The following is a 24578-nucleotide window of genomic DNA, read 5'->3' as shown; positions in this document are numbered from 1 at the left end:
CCGGCATGAAGGGGGCGGCTCCGGGGGAAAACCCCGGGGCCGCCCTTTTCGCATGCGTGAGAGAGTCGGATGACAGTCGTTCCGCGGCTCGCGACCACCCGGACGGCGTACCGGGAGGCGGTCGTCGCGGCGGCCGTCCAGCTGGCCGTCGCCGCCGTCGGCTTCGCCGTCCTGCTGCTGGTCAACCACCACCTCGGGCATGGGGCGCGCTGGCTGCTGTACCGCTGGGACAGCGGCAACTACCTCCGGATCGCCGAGCGGGGCTATCCCGCCCACATCCCCCACCGCCCCGACGGCACGCCCGACTACAGCCGGCTCGCCTTCTTCCCGCTCGTCCCGGCGCTGATCCGCGGTCTGCACCTGGTGACCGGCCTGCCCCACGACTGTGCCGGGGTGCTGGTCTCCTGGTGCGCGGCGGCGGTGGCCGGGGCCGGGGTGTACACGCTCGTGCGGTGCTGCGGGGGAGGCCGGGGTGCCGGGTACGCGTGTGTGGCGCTGTGGTCCTGTTCGCCGTACGCCTTCGCGCTGTGGGTGCCGTACTCGGAGGCGGTCTTCAGCGCCCTGCTGATGTGGGCCCTGGTGACGCTGGTGCGGCGCCGCTGGGTCGCGGCGGGCGTCCTGTGCGCCCTGGCGGGTGCCGTACGGCCGACGGCGACGGTGCTGATCGCCACGGTGCTGCTGGCCGCCGCGGTGGCCCTGCTGCGCCGCCGGGACGGCGCCCGGCCGTGGGCGGCGCTGGCCCTGGCACCACTGGGGCTGCTGGCCGGCTGGCTCTATCTGGGCAGCCGGGTGGGGCGGTGGGACGGCTGGTTCGAGGCGGAGCGGGCCTGGGGGCAGACGTTCGACTTCGGCGCGGGCACCGCGGACTTCCTGCGGCAGGTCCTGCTCTACGGTGATCCCCGCGCGGTCGCCGACGTGCGCCACACGGCCGTGCTCGCCGTGGTCCTGCTGACGGCGGCGGCCGTGGTGGCGCTGGCGCTGGACCGGCGGGTGCCCTGGCCGCTGGTCGCGGTCGTCGCCGGGGCCTGGCTGCTGATGGTGGCGACGCCGGGCTCGCCGTACTCCAAACCACGTTTCATGCTGCCGTTCCTGCCGGTTCCGCTGCTGTTGGCGGCCCGGCCGCTCGCGCGTGTTCCGCTGGGGGTGCGGGTGTGTCTCTACGGTGGAGGTGCGGTGGTCTCGGGTTGGTACGCGGCCGGGTTGCTCGTGCTGTTCGACGGATCGCCGTGATCCCCGTGGGGAGAGTCGTGGCGGATCGCCCGCCCCGGCAGGGCCCTGAAGACCCAGGCCCGGTAGGACCAGAAGCGGAACAAGGTCGCCGTGCCGATGCCCAGGAACTTGAAGAGGTTGCCGAGCAGCGCCCCGCCCCAGCCGAAGCCGTAGGTGGCGACGTAGAGGACACCGTTCTCGATCACCAGTCCGATGCCGCTGAAGGCCGCGAAGAGGGCGATCTCCCTGCTGCGCCGGCTCTTGTCGCGGTCGCGGTAGGTGAAGTGGCGCAGCCCCAGATAGTTGAAGGCGATGGCGACGGCCGTCGCGACCACGCTGCAGCGCACCACCGGCAGCCCGGTGGCCCCCCGGCACACATTGAAGACGCCGAGGTTGACGAAGATCCCCAGGCCGCCCACCGTGCCGAACTTCGCGAACTCCCGGACCAGCGCCGTCAGCCTCCCCCGGCCGGGCGAAAGTCCTTCCCTCGATTCCGTCGGTCGCAAGGGCATCTCCAGATACGGTCGCCACGCGTAGCGGACATCGCGCTTAGACAACCGATTGTAGTGTAAATTGCCGCAAAAACTGACGCAGTGCGACGAAGTGACCACAATGGGCGAGGGTCTGGTATGACGAGGAACTGGCATGACTGAGGCGGTACTGCTCGTCGGAGGCAAGGGAACCCGGCTCCGGCCGCTCACCATCAACACGCCGAAACCCATGGTCCCGGCCGCCGGGGTGCCCTTCCTCGCCCATCAGCTGGCCCGCGCCAGAGCCGCCGGCGTGAAGCACGTCGTCCTCGCCACCTCCTACCTCGCCGAGGTCTTCGAGCCGTACTTCGGCGACGGCTCCGCCCACGGCCTGCGGCTCACCTACGTCCACGAGGAGGAGCCGCTGGGCACGGGCGGGGCCATCCGGCAGGCCTCCATCGCCCTGACCTCCGGGCCCACCGAACCGGTGCTCGTCTTCAACGGCGACATCCTCACCGGCCTCGACATCGGCGACCTGCTGCTGCGCCACGAGCGGGCGCAGGCCGACGTCACCCTCCATCTCACCCGGGTGGCCGACCCCCGCGCGTTCGGTCTGGTCCCCACCGACCCCGACGGCCGGGTCCTGGCCTTCACCGAGAAGCCGCGCCGCCCCGAGGAGATCGTCACCGACCAGATCAACGCCGGGGCCTACGTCTTCCGGCGCGAGGTCATCGACACCATCCCGCAGGGGCGGCCGGTCTCCGTCGAGCGGGAGACCTTCCCCGGGCTGCTGGCCGCCCGGGCCGTGCTGCACGGGGTGGTCGACGCCTCCTACTGGCTGGACCTGGGCCGCCCCGCCGCCTTCGTCCAGGCGTCCGCCGACCTCGTGCGCGGCGTCGTCCACTCCCCGGCCGTCCCCGGCGACCCCGGTGAGTTCCTGGTGCTGCCCGGGGCGCGGGTGGCGGACGGGGCGCGGTTGCTGGGCGGCACGGTGGTGGGCGCCGGCGCGTACATTGCGGCGGGCGCCGTCGTGGAGGGCTCCGTCGTGCTGGACGGCGCCCGGATCGAGGAGGGCGCGCGCGTCCGGGCGTCCATGATCGGCACCGGCGCCCGGGTCGGCCCCCGGACCCTCCTCGACGACGTGGTGATTGGGGACCGCTCCGACATCGGCGCGGACAACGAGCTGCGCGAGGGGGCGCGCGTCTGGTGCGGGACGGCGATCCCCGACGCCGCCATCCGCTTCTCGGCCGTCTGAGCGTCACGGCCTGCCCCCGTGCGAACACCGACTTAGTGTTTGACCGTCTTCAGCGTTTGAACGTCCGTCGACCACCAACTGTCGACAGCCGCCCGATTGGCCCTCTCCGTCTGCCGAGGATCCGCCCATGAGCCCTCCGCGCACCCCCGCCGCCGCGACCCCGCTGCCCGCCGAATGGGGCCGTACCCCGCTCACCGTGGTGATGCCGACGTACAACGAGGCGCAGAACCTGCCCACCATGGCCGAGGCCCTCATGGCCCTGCCCCTCGAAGGGCTGCGGCTGCTGGTGGTCGACGACAACAGCCCCGACGGCACGGGCACCGTCGCCGAACAACTGGCGGAGAAGTACAACGAGCCCGGCCGGACGCGCATGGGCGTCATGCACCGCACCACCAAGGACGGCCTCGGCCGCGCCTACGCGGCGGGCATGGAGCGGGCCGTGGCCGAGGGCGCCGAGTACGTGCTCCAGATGGACGCCGACGGCAGCCACCCCACCGGCAAGATCTCCGAGATGCTCGGCGTCGCCCTCGCCACCGGCGCGGACGTGGTCGTCGGCAGCCGGTACGTGCCCGGGGGCACCCTCTCCGACGCCTGGAAGGCCCACCGCAAGCTGCTCTCCCGCTGGGCGAACGCCTACGCCAGCGGGATCCTCGGCACGCGCGTCCGTGACATCACCAGCGGCTTCAACCTGTGGAGCGCGGACGCGCTGCGGGCCGTGGGCCTCGGCAGCGTCGACAGCGCGGGCTACAGCTTCCAGGTCGAGACCAAGTACCGCGCGCTGCGCGCCGGTTTCACGGTCATGGAGGTGCCCATCCACTTCGAGGACCGCACCGCCGGGGAGTCGAAGATGAACCTGGCCGTGCAGCTCGAATCCGTGGCCATGCCCTGGCGGCTGCGGTCCAGAACGCTCCGCGGCCCGGCGGCCGGCAAGCGTGCCCGCTGACCCGTGAGCCCGCCCACGGCCTTCAGGGCGCCGTCGTTCCCCCGGGTGCGCATGCCGCGCCGGGCGGGTCTGCCGCGCCGGGCGGCCGCGGTCGCCGTCCTGCTGCTGGGCGTCCTGCTGCTGCTCATGGTGGTGCGGCTGCCGTGGTCCGGCGACCTGGGGATGCACGCCGCCGTCCTGGAGCGGCTGCGAGCGGACCTGATCCACCCGGGCAACCCCCTGGTGGACGAGGACACGCCGAGTCCGTACTACTCGCCCTGGACGGTCGCGCTGGCCCTGGTCGCGAGGGCGACCGGCTGGGGCACCTTCGGCGTGCTGCGGCTGGCCGGTCTGGCCGGTCTCGTGCTGCTGGCCACGGGCCTCGCGGCCTTCACCCGGACGTTCAGCCGGGCGCGGACGGCCGTCCCGCTCGCGCTGCTGTGCGTGCTGCTGCTCTACGGGGTGGTGCCGTTCGCGTGGAGCGGGATGCCGGGGCTGGCCTCGCTCAGCCTGACCCTCGCCTACCCGGGCACCTTCGCCCTGGGTCTCTCCTGCTGGCTGTGGGCGCTGCTGCGCCGGGCACGGACGGCCGGCTGGGGGCTGCCGGGGCATCTGGGGCTGGGGTTCCTGCTGGGTTCGGTGCTGCTGGTGCATCAGTTCACCGGGGTGGTGGCGGTGCTGGGCGTCCTGGCGGTGCTGCTGGGGACGCGGCCGGGGCCGGCCGGGGCCGGGTGGGCGCTGGTGGCGGCGGGGGGTGCCGTGGCCCTGGTGCTGCCGCTGTGCTGGCCGTACTACTCGTTTCCCGCGCTGCTCGGCGGGGGCGGGCTGGACCCCGTCCACCGGGCGCTCTACGGCCGGGCGGCGGAGCGGTTCTGCCTGGTGGCCGTGGGGGTGGCCGCTCTCGGGGCGCGGTGGTGGCGTGATCGCCGCGATCCCCTGGCGCTCCTCTTCGGGCTGGGCGTGGTGGTCGTCTCGGCGGGGTGGGTGAGCGGGCACTACGCGTGGGGGAGGGCGCTGCCGGCCGTGCTGATCCCGGCTCAGCTCGCGCTCGCCGTCGAGACGGCCGAGGCTCTCGACGGCCGTGGGGCGGACCGTGGGGCGGGTGGTGGGCGGCGGCGGAGTGTGCGGCGCGCTCTGCCGGTGGTGGCGGTGGCGGCGCTGCTGGCGGGGGCGTGGGCGCAGGCGGGGGTGCTGTCGTACGTGCTGCGGCGGGAGGCGGTGCCGCCCGGGCTGCGCGAGGCGCCCGTCATCGCGCTGTGGCCGCGTTTCGGCTGGGTCGCGGCGCACGTGCCCAAAGGGGCGACGGTGATGACGGACGACTACTACGCGCTGCGGATGCTCCCCGCGTACGGCCCGTACACCGTCGCGCCGGCCTATCCCGACCTCTTCCTCCCCGACGAGAAGCGGCGACGCGACGCCACGCGGCGCTACTTCGCCCCGGTCACCTCCCGGGCCGAACGGCTCGGCATCCTCAAGGAGTACGGCGTGCGGTGGGTGTTGCGGAAGAACGGGGCGGCGGGCCTGGCGCCCGGCGATCCCGCGCTCAGGAAGGCGGCCCAGGGGCCGGGCGGGCGCGTGCTGCTGGAGGTCGTCGGACGATGAGCGCGACGGAGACCGCGCCGGTGGCCGGGCCGTCCTTCGGGGACGCGGCCGCCGGGTGGCTGCGCGGCCGGGCTCCCGTGCCGGCGCTGGTCTCGGCGGCGCTGGTGTTCACCCTGAGCTCGGTGCGGGCGTACGGCAAGGCGCGTTCCGGTATCGACAACGCGGTCGTGGTGCGGGCGGCGCGGGCGCTGTTGAGCGGCGGGTCGCCGTACGCGGACAAACGTTTCCTGTATCCGCCGGGGGCGGTGTTCGCGGCGCTGCCGCAGACGCCGTTCCCGGAGAAGGTGCTGTTCTACGCCGTGCCGGTGGTGACGGGCGCGCTGGTCGCGGTGGGCGGGGTGCTGGCGCTGCGGATCTTCGGGGTCCGGGCGGACAGCCGGCTGGCGGTGGCGCTGGCGCTGGGGACGGCGCTGTTCCTGCCCTTCCAGAGCCTGGTCTTCCTGGGCAACTGGACGGCGGCGTCGGTGGTCGCCTTTCCGGCGGCCCTCCTGCTGGCGCGGCACGGGCGGTGGTCCGCGGCGGGCATGGTGGTCGGGGCGGCCGTCGCGCTGAAGCCGATGCTGGTGCCGCTGTTCCTGCTGTTCCTCCTGGCGCGGCAGTGGCGGGCGTTGGCGTGGGCGCTGGGGCTGCCCGCCGTGATCTCGCTGTCGGCGGCGGTCGCGTTGCCGAGGCCGGGGCTGTTCTTCACCCGGACGCTGCCGTTCCTGTTGCACGGTCAGGACGCGTACGCCCGTCCGTACGACGCCTCGTGGCCTGCCGTGCTGCCCCGGCTGGGGGTGCCGCACCTCCTGGCGTTCGCGCTGGCGGCGGTGGCCGGGACGGCGGTGCTGTACTTCGCGTGGCTGCGGTGGCGGTGCGGGGGTGACCAGGCGCTGCGGCTGGTGGAGTGCGCGGCGCTGCTGATGCTGGCCGCTTTCGTGGTCTCGCGGCCGTCGTTCCTCAACTACGCGCTGGTCGTGGTGCCTTCGCTGGCCGCGTCGGTGGCGGTACGGGGGGCGGCGGCGAGGTCGGTGTGGTTCTGGGTGCCTCTGGTGCCGCAGTTGGGCGGTGTGCCGTGGCCGGGGGTGGACAGCGCGCGGCATCACGCCTTCCGGGACGTGGTGATGTTCGGCGGGCTGGCGGTGGTGCTGGGACTCGCGGCGTGGCGGGAAAGGGGGAGGGTGTGGAACGAGGGGGTTGTCACGGAGAGTAGTTGTGATTACTCTCTGTGTTCGGAGGTCGAGGCCCGGCGTCGTTCGGAGGCCGAGGCCCGGCGTTCAGGGGCCGAGGCACGGCCCGATCCCGAAGCGAGGTGAACATGTCCGCTCCCGCGCCCTCCGCCACCCCGGAGGTCAGCGTAGTAGTGATCGTCCACAATGACGCCGGGCGGCTGCCGCGCGCCGTCCAGTCGGTCCTCGGGCAGTCGCTGCGCCACCTCGAAGCGATCGTCGTCGACGACTGCTCGACGGACGACACTCCCCGCGTCGCCCGGGAACTGGCCGCCGGTGACCCACGTGTGCGCCTGCTGCGGCTCCCGGTCAACAGCGGCGGCTGCGGCGCCCCGCGCAATGCCGGCCTCGCCGCCGCCCGCGCCCCCTATGTGATGTTCCTCGACAGTGACGACGAACTCCCCTACCACGCCTGCAAATCGCTGCTGCTGACCGCGGAGGAGACCGGAGCCGACCTCGTCACCGGCGAGGTCACCCGGATCTTCGAGAAGAGCGGCACCACCGCCCTGTGGTACCCCGAGCTCTTCGGCGACACCCGCCTCGTCGCGGGCCTGCGCGCCGCCCCCGAATACCTCCTCGACCACCTCTCCACCAACAAGCTCTACCGCGCCGCCTTCCTCGCCCGGCACGGCCTGCGCTTCCCGGAGGACCTGCACTACGAGGACCAGCTCTTCACCGCCCAAGCCCTCACCCTGGCCCGGTCCTTCGCCGTCGTCCCCTGGCCCGTCTACACCTGGCGGCTCGCGGGCGACCCGGCCGCCGGCCCCTCCATCTCCTCCAGCCGCCACAAACTACGGAACGTCGCCGACCGCGTCGCCGTCGCCCGGCGCGTCGACGCCTTCCTGGAGGAGTCGGGCCACGCCGATCTGCGGCCCGCGAAGGACGCCAAGTTCCTCCGGCACGACCTCCGCCTCCACCTCGGCGACCTGCCCTTCCGCGACCGGCGGTGGATCGAGGAGTTCGCCGCGCTCGTCGGCCCCTACCTCGCCGGCATCGCCCCCGGCGCCTGGGAGACGGTGTCGCGCGAACAACGCGTCTGCCAGTACCTGCTCCTCACCGGCCGCCTCGACGAGGCCGCCGAATGCGCGCGCAGCCTGGACCGGCCCCGCGTCGCCCCCCGCCACACCGTGCGCGACGCCACCGGGCGCCGGTACTGGGGACGGGAACTGCCCGGGGACGAACGGGCCGCCCGGGAACTGGACATCACCGAATGGCGCCTGGACGACCAGCCCTTCACCACCGGCCCCCTGCGGCACGAGGTGACGCACGTCGAACCGGCCGGAAGCCGCCTGCGCCTCACCCTGCGCACCTACGACCCCGCACGGCTGCTGGCCGGGCCCGTGCCCGTCACGGCGGAACTGCGCGTCGCCGTGACCACCGAGCCCCTCGTCGTCCCCCTCCGCTACGAGCCGGGCGAGGAGACTGCGGAGGGCACGGAGGGCACGGAGGGCACGGAGGGCACGGAGGGCACGGGGGGCGCGGGAGGTGCGGAGGCGCGTACCGCCCGGGTCGAGATCGATCTCCGCCGGGTGCCCCTCGGGCCCACCGGGTTCCGGGGCCGGCGCCACCCCCACGTGGTGCTCACCCGGCAGGGCCTGACCCGCGCCGATCCGCTGCTGGCCCCCGCCCCGGCGCCGTCCCTGCGGGCGCGGATCGGCGGGCACCTGGTGCGGGCGGGATGCGAAGGACACGGAGCCGGACGGTTCGAGCTCGCCTGGGAGCGGACGGGCGCCCTCGGCCGGGCCGAGGCCCTCGTCCCCGCCCGGCCGGTTCTGCGCCGCGCCCACCGGCTGATCCGCCGCGCGACAGGGCCGCGCGCCAAGGCCCTCGCCTACCACGAGCTGCGGAAACTGCCCATCGACGACCGGCTGGTCGTCTTCGAGGCCCTGGAAGGGCGCGGCTACGCCGACAGCCCCCGCTACATCCACGAGGAACTCGTCCGGCGCGGACTCCCCCTCCGCGCGGTCTGGTCGTACACCGGCGACCGGTCCTCCTTCCCCGAGGGCGTGGAGCTCGTCCGGCGCGGCAGCTGGGAGCACGCCCGTACGGTCGCCCGGGCGCGCTACTGGGTGGACTCGCACGGCTTCCCGGCGTCCTACGCCAAACGCGCGGGCACCCGCTACCTCCAGACCTGGCACGGCCAGGCGTTCAAGCACATGGGGTTCGATATCCCCGAGCTGCGGCTGGCCAGTCCCGAGCGGCGCCGACGGCACCGCGCGACGGTGGCCCGCTGGGACGCGCTGATCTCCCCCAGCGAAGAGTTCGAGCGGACCTTCGTGCGGGCCAACGGCTACGCGGGCCGGCTGCTGCGCACCGGGCTGCCGCGCAACGACGTCCTCGTCCGCTGGAACGAGCCGGAGCAGCGCGACCGCGCGGTCCGCGCCCGGGAGCGACTGCAGATCCCCGACGGCCGGAAGGTGCTGCTGTACGCCCCGACGTTCCGGGACGGCGAGCGCGGCAGCGGGGCGTCGATCCGGATCGACCTGACGGAGCTCGTCGGCGCGGTCGGCGAGGAGTGGACGGTCGTGGTCCGCCCGCACTACTACGACCGGTTCACCGTGCCCCGCGAGCTCGGGCACGCGGTGCGCGACGGAAGGGAGTTCACCGATCTCAACGATCTGCAGCTCGCCTCGGACGCCCTGCTCACGGACTACTCGTCGGTGATGTTCGACTACGCCAACCTGGGCCGGCCCATCCTCCTCTACACCGACGACTACGAGGACTACCGCTCCGTCTCGCGCGGCGCCTACTACGAGCTGCCGGACATCGCCCCCGGCCCGATGCTCACCACCACGAAGGAACTGGCGGCGGCGCTGGCCGATCTGTCGGGGGTGCGCGAGCGGTGGGCCGGGGCGTACGCCCGCTTCCATGAGCGGTTCAACCCTCTGGAGACCGGATGGTCGAGCAAGGCCGTGGTGGACCAGTTCTTCGTGGGGAGCGACCGGTGAACCGCCACGACGGGCGGCCCGGGGCGAGGGCTTCGGCTCCGGCCTGCCGGAGGCGCCTGTTCCTCCTCGGCATCGACGTCGATTCGACGGGCGGCTCCCAGCGGGTGCTGCACACCCTCGCCCAGGGGTTCGCCGAGCGCGGCCACGCCGTCGAGCTCATCGGCATCCGGCCGAGCCCCCGGCCCCACGCGTACATCGCCGACCCCGCCTACCGGCGGACCACGCTCTACCGGGCGCCCGCTCCGCCCTCCTGGCGGGCGGACTCCCTCGCCGAGCGGCTGAGCCCGGCGCGGCTGTGGTCGGCACGGGCCGAACGCCGGGAGCGACAGCGGGCCCGGGAGCTTCTCGCCCGACGGTTCGCCGGGACACCGGAGGACGGCAGGGGGTATGTGATCGCCGGTTCGCCCTGGGCGGCGGTCTGGCTGGAGTCGGTGGCGCGGCCGGCCCGCGTGCGGGCCATCGGCCAGTACCACGAGTCTTTCCACCAGGCGCGGGCGTCCGTCAACCTGGAGCTGATCCTGCGGCACTATCCGGCGCTGGAGAAGTCGCTGTTCCTCAGCGAGCCGGACGCGGCGGAATTCCGTCGCAGACGGCTGCCGAACGCCGGAGTGATGCCCAATCCGCTGCCCTTCGCTCCCCTCACCCCCGCGCCCCTGGACGGCCGGCGCGTCGGCGCGGTCGGGCGGCTGGAACCGGTCAAACGGCTGGACCGGCTGCTCGACGCCTTCGCCGCAGCCTCGGCCGAACACCCCGGCTGGGAGCTGCACTTCTTCGGCGACGGCCCCCAGGAGCCGGAACTGAGGGCGCGGGCGGCCCGGCTCGGCATCGAGCACAGGGTCCGCTTCCGGGGCACCGTCCGCGACATGGCCGCCGCCTACCGGGAGCTGTCGCTGGTGGCCCTCACCAGCGAGCGCGAAGGACGGCCGATGGCCCTCGCCGAGGCGTCCGCCGCCGGAGTGCCCTGCGTGAGCTTCGACCTGTCGGGCGGCGTCCGCGAGCTGGTCGTCCACGGACGTACGGGAACGCTCGTGCCGCGCGGGGACACGGCGGCGTTCGCGACCGCGCTGGGGGAGCTGATGGGGGACGGCCCGGCGCGCGAACGCTATGGGCGGGCCGCGCGCGAACACGTCGCGCCACTGGCCCTCCCGGCGGTCCTGGACCGCTGGGAGGCGCTGTTCGAGGAGATCGACCGCTAGGTCCGCCACCGGACCGGCCACAAGAGACGGCACACAAGGGGGGATGGGGCATGAGCGTCGTGAGGCTAGGGGCGACCGTCGGTACGGGCCGCCGCCGTGCGCCGCAGGAAGGGCAGCAGGGGCAGGAGCGTACGGGCCCTGCGCAGGGCGACACCGAGCGCGCAGCGGACGCCGGGCGCGAGCCGAAGGACGAGCGAACCGCTCGCCGTGGCGTGCGGCTGCGCCAGCAACAGGCCGTACCGCGCGCCGAGCAGCACGGCGGGCCGGGAGCCGGCGCCCACGGCCCGTACGGCCGTCCGCAGGGTCCCGCCGCGGGCGCAGTGGATGCGGACGCGGACGTCCCAGGCCTGTGGCCCGGTCGCCAGGGCCCTGCGGGCCCTGGCGTCGAGGCGCCCGCGCGCGGCCAGCGCCGCGAGGTCCACGGGCACGGAGACCACCCACGAGGTCGCGGCGCCCGGCGCGACCGGTCCGCCGCCGCTTGGCCTACCCGATCCGTCCGGCTCGTGCAGCCCATCCGGCTCGCCCAGCCCATCCGGCTCGTCCAGCCCGTCCGGCCATGGCGAGGCGGGGTGTTCCTGGACGGAGGTGCCGTCCCGCAGGCGGAGCTCGACGGCGACGCCGTGCGGCCGGGCCGCCGCCAGCCGGCCGTACAGCTCGTGCACCCGAAGCCGGAGTTCGGCGTGGCGGCCGCGCCCCGCGCGGCGGCGCAGGGCGGCGTCGACGGTGACCGGCAGGCGGCGGGCCGGCTTGGCGCCCGGGCCGGTGAGGCCGTCGAGGACGGCCCTCGGCAGGTCCGCCGCCCAGACCGGCCGCCCCGCCGCCTCGGCGTAGGGCGGCAGCAGCCGGGCGGGCCGGGCGGCCAGCTGGGCGAGCCGGTCCAGATCGCGCGGCGTCTCGGAGGCGAGCACGACCCGGGCGATCCAGCGGGCCGGGGCCCGGGCGGCGCGCAGGTCCGCCTCGTCGCAGGCGGCCAGCGCGGCGCGCGCCGCCCGCCACCAGGCCGCGCGGTACGCCGGGCCGTGGCCGGGCAGCTCCCGGACGTACATCCGCAGGTCGTGGTCGAGGAACTTCACCCGGGCGGCGTGGGCGAGCGGCTCGTTGCCGGCGTCGCGGAAGACCTCCACGGCCCGCTCGTGGGCGCGGACGCGCGCCTGCCAGTTGGCCACCCGCTCGCGGTCCAGGGAGATCGAGGGCCGGGCCGCGCCCCGGCGCACGTGCCAGACGTAGACCGGGTCCGGGACGACGGCCACGCGCGGACCCGCCGCCATGACGCGGGCGCTGAAGACGAAGTCCTCGTAGGGGAACGGGCCTTCGGGGAAGTGGATGCCGTGCGTGTCGAGGAAGTGGCGGGCGTAGAGCTTGTTGACGCACAGCGTGTCGCGCAGCAGCGCCGGGTGCTCCTCGGGGGAGGCGTGGACGGCGGGCCGCCGGTAGAGGGCGGGCTGCCAGGGCGTGTCGCGCCGCCGGGGGAGTTCCCTGCGGACGCACAGCCCCGCCGTCACCGGCGCGTCGTGGGCCAGGGCGCCGCGCAGCAGGGCGGCCACCGCGCCCCGGGGCAGGACGTCGTCGCTGTCGAGGAACATCACATAGGGCGTGGTGACGGCCCGGAGGCCGTCGTTGCGGGGGGTGCCGCAGCCACCGCTGTTGACGGCCCGGTGGAGGACGCGCAGCCGGGGTTCGCGCGCGGCCAGCCGGTCGAGGAGGGCCCCGGTGCCGTCGGTGGACGCGTCGTCCACGGCGACGACCTCGGTGACGGCCGGGCCCTGGCCGAGGGCGGAGCGCACGGCGTGGCCGATGTGGGCGGCGTCGTCGTAGCCGATGACGACGACGCCGACGCGGGCGTCGGCCGGGGCGGCCGCCGGATGCCCGGCGGCGGGGTGCGCGACAGGGATTCCACTCCCGTTCACTGCCATAAAGCACAGTTTTATCCAATAAGTATGCGTAATCGGGGCATTCTGCGACCGCGTGTGGCCGGCAGGAACGGAAGCGGGGAGGGACGACGATGGCGCGGACCGCGGTACGGCCCGAGCTGAGGAAGCTGAGGGGGGAGCCGGGGAAGGGGCCCGGGGAGTCATGGGCGGTCACCCTCGGGGCCGCGCTCCGGGGGCTGACCCCCGCCGTGCCCCTGGCCGTGATCGTGCCCGCCGCCGTCATGCTCCTCCTCGGCCTGTGGGGGCTCGACCGGGGCACGATGTGGCGGGACGAGGCCGCCACCTTCCAGGTGGCGCGCCGCTCGCCGGGCGAGATCCTGCGCCTGCTCGGGCACGTCGACGCCGTGCACGGGCTCTACTACCTGCTGATGCGTCCGGTGCTGGCGCTGCGCGCCGACGAGACCACGCTGCGGTTGCCGTCCGTCGTGGCCGCGGCCGTCACCGCGGGGCTGATCGGCGCGATCGGCTGCCGGCTGGCCCGGCCCCGGGTGGGCCTGTGGGCCGGGCTGCTGTACGCGGCCACCCCGTTCGTCAGCCACTACGCCCAGGAGGGTCGTTCGTACGCCCTGGTCGCGGCGGGCGCGGCGCTGGCCACGTGGCTGTTGCTGGAGGCCGTCGAGCGGGGTTCGCCCGGGCGCTGGGCCGGCTACGGCGCGGTGGTGGCGGTCACGGCGCTGCTGCACGAGTTCGCGATCCTGCTGCTGGCGGCCCATGGGCTGACGCTGCTGCTCTCCCGGGTGCCGGGGCGGACCTGGCGCGGGTGGGGCTGCGCCGCGGCCGCGGCCTGCGTCGTGCTGGCGCCGCTGGCCGTGCTCTCCCAAGGCCAGAGCGAGCAGGTCTCCTGGCTCCGTGCGCCGGGATACGGGCAGGCGAAGGCGCTCTTCCACGCCTTCACGGGTCCCGGCGAGCCCGTCGTGGCCGTGGTGGTCGCGCTGATGGCCCTCGCCGTGCTCGCCCCTCTGCCCCGCACCGGCCCGCTGCGGCTGACCGCCGTCGCCCTGCCGCTGGCCGTCGTTCCACCGGTGCTGCTCTACGCGGCGTCCCGGTGGCAGCCGCTCTTCCTCGACCGTTATCTGCTGTTCTGCCTCGCGGGCGTTCCGCTGCTGGCGGCCGCCGGGGCGGAACGGCTCCTGGGGCTCCTGCCGTGGCGGAGTGCGGCCACTGCTGCCGGGGCCGCGGCCGTGGCGGCGGCCTTCGTGACGCAGCTGCCCATCCACGAGCGCGAACGGCTGCCGTCCAGCCGGGGCGACGAGCTCGCCCGGGTGGCCGCCGCCGTCGGGAGGACGGCCCGGCCGGGGGACGCGGTGCTCTTCCTCCCGCTCCACGAGCGCCGGATATCCCTGGCCTATCCGGAGGCCTTCGCGGGGCTGCGGGACCTCACCCTCAAGAGGTCGCCCGCCGCCTCCGGCACCCTCTACGGCCAGGAGGTCGGGGCGGGGGAGCTGCGCTCCCGGCTGCGGGCGCTCTCACCGGGCATACGGGTGTGGGTGGTGGCGGACACGACCACGGTCGGGACGCCCTGGTTCCGGGCCCAGCGCGCCGAGTCCGCCAGGGCGAGGGAGCTCGACGCGCTGTACCGGGAGGAGTCCACGGTGTTCGTCCGGGGAGGGGCCGTGTCGCTGTACCTGCGCCGCTAGCCGCGCGCGGGCCGTCGCGCCGCTCGTCCGCCCCCGCAGGCGGTCACTTCACCGCGCCTGCCATCACCCCGCTCACGAACTGGCGCTGGAAGGCGAAGAACACCGCCAGCGGAACGACCATCGAGAGGAAGGCGCCCGACGCGAGGATGTCCACGTTGTCGCCGAACTGCCGGACCTGCTGCTGAAGGGCCACCGTGATGGGAGGGTTGCCACTGTCCGCGAAGATCAGCGCGACCAGCATGTCGTTCCACACCCACAGGAACTGGAAGATGCCCAGGGAGGCGATGGCCGGCCCGCCCAGCGGCAGCACGACGCGGGTGAACAGCCGTAGCTCGCCCGCGCCGTCCAGTCTCGCCGCCTCCAGCAGCTCGCGCGGTATCTCCGCGAAGAAGTTCCGCAACAGGAACACCGCGAAGGGCAGCCCGAAGGCGGTGTGGAACAGCACCACCCCCACCGTGGACTCGAAGATGCCGAGGGCGCTGAAGAGCTTGGCCACCGGGATCAGCGCCACCTGCACGGGTACCACCAGCAGCCCCACGACGACCATGAACCACCAGTCCCGGCCGGGGAAGTCCAGCCAGGCGAAGGCGTATCCGGCGAGGGCGCCGACGAGGATCACCAGCACCGTCGCCGGGACGGTGATCAGCGCGGTGGTCAGAAGGGAGTGGGTCACCTTGTCGTTGGCGAAGAGCGTGCGATAGCTCTCCGTCGTCAGCTGGGACGGGTGGGCGAAGACCTGCCACCAGCCGGAGGCGGCGATGTCCGACTTGTCGCGCAGCGACGACAGCAGCAGCCCCACGGTCGGCATCAGCCAGAACAGCCCGACCACGACGAGGAAGCCCCGCGTCGCCCCCGCGCCCAGGCGGGCGGCCAAGCGGGCGGGAAGGGATCGCTCGCCCCGTACGACGGTGTCTTGAAGGCTCATCGTTGCCGCTCCCTCCGGATCCGGCGAATGCCGCAGTCTTCCGGGGGACGCGGCGTCTTACAGCGGCTTCGCCGCGGACCGTACCCCCGGCCGGGAGTGTGGCGAAGGTTCATCGCTGCCTGTCCCTCCGGATCCGGCGAATGTTCACGATCACCACCGGAGTGACGAGCAGCAGCAGGAAGACGGCGATGGCGCTGCCCACGCCCTGGTTGACGTCCGTACCGAAGGAGGACTGATAGAGCTGGAGGGCCAGCACATTGGCGTTGTCGAGGCTGGAGCCCGGGGCGATGATGTAGACCAGGTCGAAGATCTTCAGCACATTGATCATCAGGGTGACGACCACCACCGCCAGGACCGGTGCCAGCAGGGGCACCGTCACCCGGCGGAAGACCTGCCACTCGTTGGCGCCGTCGACGCGCGCCGCCTCCAGCAGTTCGCGCGGCACGCCTGCCAGGCCGGCGGCGATGAGCACCATGGCGAAGCCCGCCCACATCCAGATGTACGCGCCGATGATGGAGGGCGTCACCAGGGAGGGGCCGAGCCAGTCGACGCCGTTGTAGGCGGAGGCGAAGTTGGCCGCGGGCAGCCGCAGCCGGGCGCCGTCCGCCACCGTGGGCAGGGTGAAGGTGCCGTCGGGGTCCGTGGTGGTGGAGGCGACGGTCCTGCCGTCCTTGACGGCCTCCACCGTCACCCCGGCCAGGGCCTTCTCACCCTCGTCGATCTTCCCGGCCGTTCCGCCGCCGCCCCGGCTGAAGTCCATCCACACCGTGCCGGTGACCTTCCCGGCCACGTCCCGGGCGGGAATGGCGTCCCTGGCGCCGGAGACGTCCTCCGGCTTCACGGCCACCAGCGGCAGCGCCACGGCGCTGCCCGCCCGCGCCGCCGACTTCGTCGCGAACGCGCCGTCGCCGCTCGCCACGAGGTCTCCCGTCGGCCGGGGGTGCGCCCCCGGGAAGGGGGCGGGGGCGGCGAAGGTGTCGTGGATGCCGACCCAGACGGCGTTGGCGACGCCGCGGTCCGGGTTCTGCTCGTACACCAGCCGGAAGATGATGCCCGCGGCGAGCATCGAGATGGCCATCGGCATGAAGACGACGAGTTTGAACGCCGTGCCCCAGCGCACCCGTTCGGTGAGCACGGCGAAGATCAGGCCGAGCGCGGTCGCCACGGAGGGCGCGACGACGACCCAGATGACGTTGTTCTTCAGGGCCGTGCGGATCCGCGCGTCGGTGAAGACCTCCTGGTAGTTGTCCATGCCCACGAAGCCGTGCCCGGAGGCGTCGAAGAGGCTGCGGTAGACGGAGAAGCCGATGGGGTAGACGACGAGGGCGCCCAGCAGGGCCAGCGCGGGCAGCAGGAAGCAGGCGGCCACCCAGGGCCGCGTGCCGAGCGCCCCCCGGCCCTTGCCCCGAGGAGCCGGGGCCGGGCGGACGACGGAGTCGGGGGGCGGCGGTGGTGGGACGGCGGTGGCGGTGGTCATGGTGACCGGTCCCGTCAGTTCTTGAACGCCTTGGCCGCGTCGGACTCCAGCCGCTGCTGGGTGCCCTCCACGTCCGCCGGGTTCCGCAGGAAGTCCTGGAGCTGCTTCCACTCGCCCTGTCCCGGCTTGCCGCCGAACGCGGCGGGCGCCTGGTCGGACATGTCGAAGCGGAAGGAGTCGCCCGCCGAGACCAGCGCCTTGGCGATGGAGCGCTGGACGTCGTCGGGGTAGGAGGCGAGGTCGAGGTTCTTGTTCGCGGAGATGAATCCGCCCTCCCTCGCCCAGATCCCGGCGGCGTCGGTGGAGGCCAGGAAGGTCAGCAGCGCCTGCGCCGCCTGGCCGTCCTTGAGCGCCACGCCCACGTCGCCGCCGGTCACCACGGGCGGCCGGCCGCCGACCGCCGGGAAGGGGAAGACCTTGGCATCGGTGCCGATCTTCGCCTTGGCGGCGGTGATGTTCGCGGCCGCGAAGTCCCCCTCGAAGACCATGGCGGCCTTCGCCTTCTCGCCCCCACTGAAGGTCTGGGTGACGGACGTGGGGAACTGCGCCTGGAGCGCGCCCTCCTGCCCGCCCGCCAGCAGCTCCTTCTTGCCGAAGAGCTGGCCGAGCGTGGTCAGCGCGTCCTTGACGGAGGGATCGGTCCATTTGATCTTGTGCTGGGCCAGCTGGTCGTACTTCTCCGGACCGGCCTGGGAGAGGTAGACGTTCTCGAACCAGTCCGTGAGCGTCCAGCCGTCCGCGCCGCCCACCGACACCGGGGAGACGCCGAAGTCGGCGACGGCCTGGGCGGTGCGCAGGAACTCCGGCCAGGTCGCGGGCACCTTGACGCCCGCCGCGGTGAAGATCTTGGTGTTGTACCAGACGAGGGACTTGTTGCTCGCCTTGAAGTAGACGCCGTACTGCTTGCCGTCGGCGGAGCCCAGGTCCTGCCAGCCCTGCGGGAAGTTCTTCTTCAGCTGCGCCCGCGCCTCCTCGCTCAGCGGTTTGAGCCACCCCTTCCCGGCGAACTCGCGCAGTGCTCCGGGCTGTTGCAGCATGGCCACGTCCGGCGGGTCGCCGCCCGCCACCTTCGAGCCGATGAAGGCCGCCATGTCGTCGCCACTGGGCACGTACGCGACCTCGGCACCGGTGCGCTTGGCGAACTCGTCCAGGACCTTGGTGAAGCTCTTCTGCTCGACGCCCGTCCAGACAGCGGTCACCTTGAGCTTCTGCCCGTTGAGCTTGGGGAGTTGCACGGTGTGCGTGATGAGGTCGGAGCGCCCGGGTGCGGGTTTGTCGCCGCTCTTGTCCTTGTCCCCGCCGCTGTCCCCGCAGCCGGCGGCGGTCAGCGCCAGGGCGCCCGCCACCGCGAGGGCCAGGGCGCCGCGCCGCGCGCCCGCGCCGTCGCCCGCTCTGCGCCGGCCGCGTGACGCGCGTGCCGCGCGGAACGATGTACGTGTTGCCGTGCGCATGGCCCGTACCTCCCGTGCCCGGTCCCCGTCGACGGCCGCGCCGCACGTCGCCCCGGCATACGGCCGCACTCCCGTGCGACAGGTCTACGCCCCGGCACGGACCGCCGCAATACCGTCTCCGACGTCAACCAGCCGATCGTGACAGGGCTGTGACGCTCCGGCACCGACGGCCGGCCCGGGCCGCGACCACAGCGGCACCACAGCGGCGGACTACAGCAACGGGGGTGCCGCCTGGGCCCCGGCGGACTGCGCCGCGCGCTGGAGGGCGCTGGCGAGGAGGGCCAGGTCGGTGGGGCCGTTGCCGAGTTCGCGCACCGGACGGCGGGTGGGCGGGTCGCCCATGCGCTGCCAGTCGAGAGTCACGACCGTCGGCCGGAGCGTCGCCGTACGGGGGATGCGGCCGGTGACCCGGCCCGCCTGGAACGGGGTGGTCGCGTCGTCGTCCGGACGCCGCAACCGGCCGCGCCCCGGGGCGGGTTCGCCCGCGCCCGGCCCGTCGCCGGACGCGACGGCGTCCGCCGACGGCGGGGCGATGTCCAGCGTCACCCGCAGCCCGGCCCGCTCGACCGCCGCCGTGTCGGCCGTACGGTCCGGACGCCCCGACGCGGCGATCAGATGCACCCCGAGCCGTTCGCCGTCCCGCGCCACGGCCTCCAGGGCCCGTACGACCGAACCGGCCGCCGGCCGGCCCGTGCTGCCCAGCGCGGGGGCGACCAGGGCGTCGAAGTCGTCGACGAGCACGACGAGCCGGGGCAGGGCCGTCTCGGCCGTACGTGCCCGACCGCCGCTCTGCGTACGCAACTTGAGCGTCCCGCTCGGCGCGGACTCGAGGTCGGCGGCACCCCCGCCCACACCCACGCCCACCCCCGCGGCGGAACCGGCCCCCTGTCCGGAGGCGGCCGCCGCGACCGCGGCCGGGGCCGTCGCCGGCTCGGCCGACCGGCGCGGGCCGACGACGTTCGGGCCGGGGGCCGGGTTCCGGTCGTGCCAGCCGACGAAGTCCAGCGTGCCCAGCAGCTCGGCGCGGCGCTTGAGCTCGGAGATGAGCGCCTGGGCGAACTCCCGCATCCGCACCGGGTCGGCGGCGGCGAGATACGTCGAGACGTGCGGCAGGTCCGTACAGACCCGCAGCCCCTCGCCCCGCTCGGCGGCCGCTCCGTCGACCAGGACGAGCGAGAGCCGGTCCGGCCGGTCGGCCGCCGCGAGCGACGCGGCGAGCGAACGCAGCAGCTCGGTCTTCCCGCTGCCCGGGGAGCCCTCCACCAGCAGATGCGGCCCGTCCGCCGCCAGGTCCACGGACAGCGGGCCGTGCGGCCCGGCCCCCAGCACGGCCACGGCCCGGCCGCCGGGCCGGGTGCCCCGGTCGGTGGCGGCCGCCCAGCGCGCGGTCAGCGAGGCGGGCGTGGCTCGGGCCAGCCCCAGCTCGTCCAGGAGCCGGGACGACCGGGGCAGCGCCGCCGCGATGCGCGAGGCGTGCGCGGGGTCGCCCGCGGTGTCCGCCATGCGCAGCGGCGCCAGGGCCCGTGCGAAGCGCTCGGCCCACGCGCCCGACACCGCGTCCAGCGCGGCGATCATCGTGTGGCCCGGGCGCACGGGGTGCGCCACGGGCGCGGCCGGCGCCGAGGCGCGGTGGATGACCTGCACCACCGTCGCCACGTCACCGCTCAGCAGCGCGACCGCGCCGCAGTGCGCGAACGCGGGGGAGACCGCCTCGGCCGACGCGAGCGTCGCCGAGACGGGGGAGGCGGGCGTGGTGGCCGGGGCCTCCGCCAGGCACAGGACGTGGATGCCCGCGGCCGGACCGCCCGTCGCCAGCCGCGCGACCGTCTCGCGCAGGGCCGTCGAACCGGGGTCGCCGTCGACGATCAGGACCGTGTACGGGCCCTCGTGCCGCGCGGCGGCCTCCGCGACGGCCTCGGGCGGCGCCGTCGTCCAGCCGGTGCCCAGCGGGCCGTCGTCCAGCCGCCGCACCAGCTCGGCGGTACGGGCCTCCGCCTGCTCCCGGTCGTAGCCGACGAGCAGCCGGCAGTCCTGCCCGTGCGCCGGCCGCGAGTGCGGCAGCCAGCCCAGCCAGGACCACTCCGCGGCCCGTTCCTCGGCCGGGCGCGAACGATCGGTGCTGATCAGCACGTACTCCAGGGTGCCCGGCGCGTGCAGCGCGGCCAGCTGCGCCAGCACGGAGCGGGCGAGCCCGGACAGCCGCTCCCGGGGCCCGGTCATGCCGAGCGCCCCCACCTCGCGCAGCCCGACCGTCACCGGCACGGACGGCAGCGGCCCGCCGCCGTCGGGCGCGTAGCGGTCGGCCGTGCCCAGCCGGACGGTCAGCAGGTCCGGGTGGCCCGGGCCGCGCTCCCACAGCCGGGGGCCCGGGCCCAGCGCGGTCAGCAGTACGGCGGCGGGGTCCGGCCAGCGCTCGCGCAGCGCGGCGGCGGTGTCGGGCACGTGCTCGGGCGCGGCGGCGGCCCGTTCCTGCGGGCCCTCACCCGGCACCGTCTCGTGCTGCGCGGCGGCGCGGCCGCCGCCGGTGAGGCGGCGGGCCCACGCCCCTATGCCGCGGGGGCGGCGCTTGCCGCCGTCCGCCCGCGCCGGTTCCGCCGTGGGCGCGCCGGCCGCGCCGGGGGTCAGCGCGGCGTTGCCGCGCACGGTGTGGGTGGCGTGGCCGCCGTCGGCGAAGGCGTCCGCCTGGTGCGAGGGGTACGCGCCGGGGGCCGTCGCGGCGTCGGCGCCGTCCGCGCCGCCGGGACCGGCCAGGTTCGCGAACCCGGCGGCCCGGTTCGTCCCGCCGTCGTCGTGCCGGCTGTGCGTCCGGTCCCCGTCCTGGTCCTGGTGGGCGTCGAGGGGGCCGTCGCTCCGCCACGAGGGCCGCTGCCCGGGGTCACCTTCGTGGGTCGCGCGGGCGTCCGAGCCCCAGCTGGCCGGCGCCCGGCCGGACCCGGCCGCGCCACCGACGCCTCGCGCCGAGCCGCCGCCCTGGCCGTTCGCGTAGCCGGCCCGCGCGCCCGCGCCCCAGCCCGGCTCTCCGCCGTCGTCCGAGGGGCTCGCGTAGCCCGCCGCTTCGGCCTGTCCGCCCGCCCGTCTCGCGTCCGCCGGTCCCGTGGCCGGCGTTCCGGGGACACCGGGGGCGCCCGTCGCGCTCCGCGCGCCCGGTAGCGCTACCGCGCTCTCCTCGTCCGCCCCACGCGCCCGTACAGGTACCCGGAGGTGTCCCTCGCCGTCCGGCGCCGCCGGAAGGGTGTCGGGGGCGCCGGCCCCCGTGCCCGCCCCGTACAGGCTCAGGGTCGACTCGCCGACCCGCAGCAGCGCGCCCGGTGCCAGGGGGACGGCGGTGCCGTCGACCGGGGCGCCGTCCAGGGTGGTGCCGTTCGTCGAGCCCAGGTCGTGGAGGGTGACGGTGCCGTCGTCCTCCAGCGTCACCGCGCAGTGGAGGCGGGAGACGTCGGGGTCGTCCAGCGGGATGTCCGCCGAGCTGGAGCGGCCGACGCGGACCTCGCCGCCGTGCAGCAGGTGGACGCCGCCCGCGTCCGGGCCGGAGACCACGTGGAGGCGCGCGGCGGCGGGGAGGGGGCCGGTGAGGGGGACGCCGCCGTGGTGTTCGGGGTCGGCGGGGGCGCCCAGGGAGAGCACCGCGCCGTCGATCAGCGGCGGCTCGCCCAGTACACAGCGCTGCGGGTCGAGCCGTCGCTCGCCGGAGTGGACGACGACGGCACCGCTGCCGAGGTCGGATCCCGCCGCCGCGACGGCGGTGGCGAGGCCGCTGGTCACGGCGGCCAGAGCGGTCCCCGCGGGGGCGGTCACGAGCACATCGCAGGCGCACGTGGTGTGGCCGCTGAGCGGCCCGAGGACGGTCAGCCGGATCTGCATCGCCGTCAACGGTCCCTTCCTGCCCGAAAGTACGCGGCAGGGGCGGCGCCAGCCTTCCCCCACCTCGCACGGGCGCGTCGGCACGTACAGGTCACCACGTCGCGCGGGGTCTTCCCGCTCCCTCCCCGCCGCAGCCGTGCTGGCGAGCAGCATCCTCTCGCCAGCGAGCATCCTCGCATCCACCGCGGACGACTCGCCCGGCGAGACTCGATTCGTGATCTTGAACGACGGTCCGAGTATGCGAAACCCGCTGGTCGCGGTGGGGCGATGGCTGATTTCTTCTGGGAATTGCCTGCTCTCGACCCCTTTGTTGCCGATATTGAGGGGAGCGGCACCACTCGCGGCAACCATCCGCACCCGGCCCGCGTCTTTCCCACAAGCCCCACGGATTCGCCGGGCCGACGGTCCGGACGGCGGCACTACAGTGGGGCGAAGGTGCCGCCCGCAGGCGACGGTATCGACGGTACCGAAGGTTTCGGCACGGGCTTCGGCACAGGTTTCGGCATCCGGATCACGACCAGGGAGCGCATGACGTGCGGCCGGTAGGCAGCAAATACCTGCTCGAGGAGCCGCTCGGACGCGGCGCCACGGGCACTGTCTGGCGCGCCCGCCAGCGTGAGGCGGCCGGCGCCGAGGCGGCGGTGGCCGGACAGCCCGGCGAGACCGTCGCGATCAAGGTCCTCAAGGAGGAGCTGGCCCACGACGCGGACGTCGTGATGCGCTTCCTGCGCGAGCGCTCCGTGCTGCTGCGGCTGACGCACCCCAATATCGTCCGCACCCGCGACCTGGTCGTCGAGGGCGATCTCCTCGCGCTCGTCATGGACCTGGTCGACGGCCCGGATCTCCACCGCTACCTCCGTGACAACGGCCCCTTCACGCCCGTCGCGGCCGCGCTGCTCACCGCGCAGATCGCCGACGCCCTCGCCGCCAGCCACGCCGACGGCATCGTCCACCGCGACCTCAAGCCCGCCAACGTGCTGCTGAAGAGCGAAGCCGGGCAGATGCACCCGATGCTCACCGACTTCGGCATCGCGCGCCTCGCGGACTCGCCCGGCCTGACGCGCACCCACGAGTTCGTCGGCACCCCGGCCTACGTCGCGCCCGAATCCGCCGAGGGCCGCCCGCAGACCTCCGCCGTGGACATCTACGGCGCGGGCATCCTGCTGTACGAGCTGGTCACCGGCCGTCCGCCGTTCGCGGGCGCGACGGCCCTGGAGGTCCTCCACCAGCACCTCAGCGCCGAGCCGCGCCGCCCCACGACCGTGCCCGAGCCGCTGTGGACGGTCATCGAGCGCTGCCTGCGCAAGCGCCCCGAGGAGCGGCCCAGCGCCGAGAACCTCGCCCGCGGCCTGCGCGTCGTCGCCGCCGGCGTCGGCGTCCACGCCTCCCCGGACCAGGCCGAGGCGGCGCTGGGCGTCGCCGCGCTGCTCGCGCCCGACCCCGAGCCCACCCGGGTGCCCGGGACGGGCCTCCACACCCTTCCCGGCGCGGGTCCCGCCACCGGCGACGCCGACCCGACGCAGGTGCTCCCGTCCTCCGCCGGGACGGCCCCGGCCGGACTCCCGGCCGGGTACGACCCGAACGCCGCGACGAGCGTCCTGCCCAGCACCGGCCTGCCGGCCTCCGGCCATCCCGGCTCGGGGCGCACGGGCGACGCCGACCCCACGCAGGTGCTCTCCGCCGGCTCCGGTCCGCAGGGCGGCGGCGACCCCACGCGCGTCATGCCGCCCGTGCCGCCGGGGCCCCCGTCCGACCGGCCGGCGCAGGGCGACAGCCCGCACCCGTGGCAGACCCAGATGCGCGCGGCCCGCGACCGCAACGAGCAGACCCAGTACCTCGACCCGGGCGAGGACCCGCTGCGCCGCAGGCCCCAGCGCCGCCCTTCGCCCCAGCCGCCGCAGGGCTACCAGCAGCAGCCGCCCCAGCAGCAGTACGCCCCGCAGCCGCCGCAGCAGCAGTACCCGCCGCAGCGGCCGCCCCGTCGGCAGCCGCAGCCCCAGTCCCAGCCGCAGCCCCAGCGGGCTCCGCGCTACCAGCAGCCACCGCAGCCGCCCCAGCCCCAGAGCCGGCCGCAGCGGTACGCCCCGGCGCCCCCGCCCGAGCCGACGCCCGCCCCGCGCCGGGAGCCGCGCCCGCCGCGTCAGCGCAGCGCGAACCCCATGCGGATCCCGGGCCTGGGCTGCCTCAAGGGCTGCCTGTTCATGATCGTCGTGCTGATCGTCGGCTCCTGGCTGGTGTGGGAGTTCACGCCGCTCAAGGACTGGGTCGCCGACGGCAAGAACTTCTGGGACGCCGCGTCGGACTGGATCACCAGCGTCAAGGACTGGCTCTCCAGCCTGGGCTCCGATTCCGGAGCGGGGTCGGGTTCCGGCCAGTGATGACGGGGTGGTGGGGGTTGTGGAGAACCGATAAGGCAGTCGATATGTCGACACCCGAAGGGTGTTTTCTGCCTCAGAAGTAACGGTTGGCACTGAATCGGTGTCCCC

The 24578-nt window shown here is 74.7% G+C and carries 16 protein-coding genes; 10 read left to right on the top strand and 6 right to left on the bottom strand.

Annotated features, from left to right (window positions below):
• Positions 1-69 precede the first annotated feature (69 nt).
• Positions 70-1230: a hypothetical protein gene (locus IE096_RS30205; protein WP_189457137.1), complete on the top strand. Its 1161-nt coding sequence runs from the start codon at positions 70-72 to the stop codon at positions 1228-1230.
• Here the strand turns inward: IE096_RS30205 and IE096_RS30200 are convergent.
• Positions 1158-1721, bottom strand: coding sequence for a GtrA family protein (locus IE096_RS30200; RefSeq protein WP_189457166.1), 564 nt, complete (start codon positions 1719-1721; stop codon positions 1158-1160). The genes IE096_RS30205 and IE096_RS30200 overlap by 73 nt on opposite strands.
• Before the next feature lie 133 nt (positions 1722-1854).
• On the opposite strand from IE096_RS30200, the gene manB reads away from it, so the two are divergent.
• The 6 genes from manB to IE096_RS30170 all read left to right on the top strand — a co-directional run bounded on the left by manB (position 1855) and on the right by IE096_RS30170 (position 10810).
• A complete protein-coding gene (manB, locus tag IE096_RS30195) occupies positions 1855-2934 on the top strand; it encodes a mannose-1-phosphate guanylyltransferase (protein ID WP_189457135.1) in 1080 nt (359 codons plus the stop codon).
• Positions 2935-3061: 127 nt separating this feature from the next.
• Positions 3062-3877, top strand: a complete 816-nt coding sequence (locus IE096_RS30190) for a polyprenol monophosphomannose synthase (RefSeq protein WP_189457133.1) — start codon at positions 3062-3064, stop codon at positions 3875-3877.
• Between the two features lie 3 nt (positions 3878-3880).
• Positions 3881-5458, top strand: a complete 1578-nt coding sequence (locus tag IE096_RS30185) for a hypothetical protein (RefSeq protein WP_189457131.1) — start codon at positions 3881-3883, stop codon at positions 5456-5458.
• Positions 5455-6753, top strand: a complete 1299-nt coding sequence (locus IE096_RS30180; protein WP_189457129.1) for a glycosyltransferase family 87 protein — start codon at positions 5455-5457, stop codon at positions 6751-6753. The genes IE096_RS30185 and IE096_RS30180 overlap by 4 nt, the downstream gene beginning before the upstream one ends.
• A gap of 2 nt (positions 6754-6755) precedes the next feature.
• A complete protein-coding gene (locus tag IE096_RS30175) occupies positions 6756-9614 on the top strand; it encodes a bifunctional glycosyltransferase/CDP-glycerol:glycerophosphate glycerophosphotransferase (RefSeq protein WP_189457127.1) in 2859 nt (952 codons plus the stop codon).
• Positions 9611-10810, top strand: a complete 1200-nt coding sequence (locus IE096_RS30170) for a glycosyltransferase (RefSeq protein WP_229820718.1) — start codon at positions 9611-9613, stop codon at positions 10808-10810. The genes IE096_RS30175 and IE096_RS30170 overlap by 4 nt, the downstream gene beginning before the upstream one ends.
• Before the next feature lie 65 nt (positions 10811-10875).
• Here IE096_RS30170 and IE096_RS30165 read toward each other — a convergent pair whose 3' ends face one another.
• The gene (locus IE096_RS30165; RefSeq protein ID WP_189457124.1) at positions 10876-12723 is read right to left on the bottom strand and encodes a glycosyltransferase family 2 protein; all 1848 of its coding nucleotides are present in this window, start codon (positions 12721-12723) and stop codon (positions 10876-10878) included.
• A gap of 89 nt (positions 12724-12812) precedes the next feature.
• Between IE096_RS30165 and IE096_RS30160 the strand changes: the two genes are divergently transcribed.
• Positions 12813-14378 carry a glycosyltransferase family 39 protein gene (locus IE096_RS30160; RefSeq protein ID WP_229820717.1) on the top strand — a complete coding sequence of 522 codons (1566 nt, stop codon included), beginning with the start codon at positions 12813-12815 and terminating at the stop codon, positions 14376-14378.
• 43 nt (positions 14379-14421) lie between these two features.
• Here the strand turns inward: IE096_RS30160 and IE096_RS30155 are convergent, their stop codons facing one another.
• From IE096_RS30155 to IE096_RS30140, 4 genes are all read right to left on the bottom strand, one after another.
• Entirely contained in the window at positions 14422-15303 is an 882-nt protein-coding gene (locus IE096_RS30155) for a carbohydrate ABC transporter permease (protein ID WP_126914394.1), read from the bottom strand.
• 109 nt (positions 15304-15412) lie between these two features.
• The gene (locus IE096_RS30150; protein WP_189457122.1) at positions 15413-16780 is read right to left on the bottom strand and encodes an ABC transporter permease; all 1368 of its coding nucleotides are present in this window, start codon (positions 16778-16780) and stop codon (positions 15413-15415) included.
• Between the two features lie 14 nt (positions 16781-16794).
• On the bottom strand, positions 16795-18231 hold the full coding sequence (locus IE096_RS30145) for an ABC transporter substrate-binding protein (RefSeq protein ID WP_189457120.1): 1437 nt from the start codon (positions 18229-18231) through the stop codon (positions 16795-16797).
• 210 nt (positions 18232-18441) lie between these two features.
• Positions 18442-22092: an FtsK/SpoIIIE domain-containing protein gene (locus IE096_RS30140; protein WP_189457162.1), complete on the bottom strand. Its 3651-nt coding sequence runs from the start codon at positions 22090-22092 to the stop codon at positions 18442-18444.
• Positions 22093-22359: 267 nt separating this feature from the next.
• On the opposite strand from IE096_RS30140, the gene IE096_RS30135 reads away from it, so the two are divergent.
• A complete protein-coding gene (locus IE096_RS30135; protein ID WP_189457118.1) occupies positions 22360-22638 on the top strand; it encodes a hypothetical protein in 279 nt (92 codons plus the stop codon).
• On the top strand, positions 22626-24470 hold the full coding sequence (locus IE096_RS30130; RefSeq protein ID WP_189457116.1) for a serine/threonine-protein kinase: 1845 nt from the start codon (positions 22626-22628) through the stop codon (positions 24468-24470). The genes IE096_RS30135 and IE096_RS30130 overlap by 13 nt, the downstream gene beginning before the upstream one ends.
• Positions 24471-24578: the final 108 nt, after the last annotated feature.

Origin of the sequence: Streptomyces abikoensis, from assembly GCF_014648775.1 — a bacterium.
Taxonomy (GTDB): Bacteria; Actinomycetota; Actinomycetes; order Streptomycetales; family Streptomycetaceae; genus Streptomyces; species Streptomyces abikoensis.
Note: the sequence above shows the minus strand (reverse complement) of the source record. Positions and strands in the feature narration are given on the sequence as shown.

Excerpts from the sequence above, each read along its gene's own strand:
- IE096_RS30145 (WP_189457120.1), bottom strand. The coding sequence starts at position 18,231 with ATGCGCACGGCAACACGTACATCGTTCCGCGCGGCACGCGCGTCACGC.
- IE096_RS30140 (WP_189457162.1), bottom strand. The coding sequence starts at position 22,092 with ATGCAGATCCGGCTGACCGTCCTCGGGCCGCTCAGCGGCCACACCACG.
- manB (WP_189457135.1), top strand. The coding sequence starts at position 1,855 with ATGACTGAGGCGGTACTGCTCGTCGGAGGCAAGGGAACCCGGCTCCGG.
- IE096_RS30200 (WP_189457166.1), bottom strand. The coding sequence starts at position 1,721 with ATGCCCTTGCGACCGACGGAATCGAGGGAAGGACTTTCGCCCGGCCGG.
- IE096_RS30160 (WP_229820717.1), top strand. The coding sequence starts at position 12,813 with ATGGCGCGGACCGCGGTACGGCCCGAGCTGAGGAAGCTGAGGGGGGAG.
- IE096_RS30155 (WP_126914394.1), bottom strand. The coding sequence starts at position 15,303 with ATGAGCCTTCAAGACACCGTCGTACGGGGCGAGCGATCCCTTCCCGCC.
- IE096_RS30150 (WP_189457122.1), bottom strand. The coding sequence starts at position 16,780 with ATGACCACCGCCACCGCCGTCCCACCACCGCCGCCCCCCGACTCCGTC.
- IE096_RS30205 (WP_189457137.1), top strand. The coding sequence starts at position 70 with ATGACAGTCGTTCCGCGGCTCGCGACCACCCGGACGGCGTACCGGGAG.
- IE096_RS30135 (WP_189457118.1), top strand. The coding sequence starts at position 22,360 with ATGGCTGATTTCTTCTGGGAATTGCCTGCTCTCGACCCCTTTGTTGCC.
- IE096_RS30175 (WP_189457127.1), top strand. The coding sequence starts at position 6,756 with ATGTCCGCTCCCGCGCCCTCCGCCACCCCGGAGGTCAGCGTAGTAGTG.
- IE096_RS30190 (WP_189457133.1), top strand. The coding sequence starts at position 3,062 with ATGAGCCCTCCGCGCACCCCCGCCGCCGCGACCCCGCTGCCCGCCGAA.
- IE096_RS30165 (WP_189457124.1), bottom strand. The coding sequence starts at position 12,723 with ATGGCAGTGAACGGGAGTGGAATCCCTGTCGCGCACCCCGCCGCCGGG.
- IE096_RS30180 (WP_189457129.1), top strand. The coding sequence starts at position 5,455 with ATGAGCGCGACGGAGACCGCGCCGGTGGCCGGGCCGTCCTTCGGGGAC.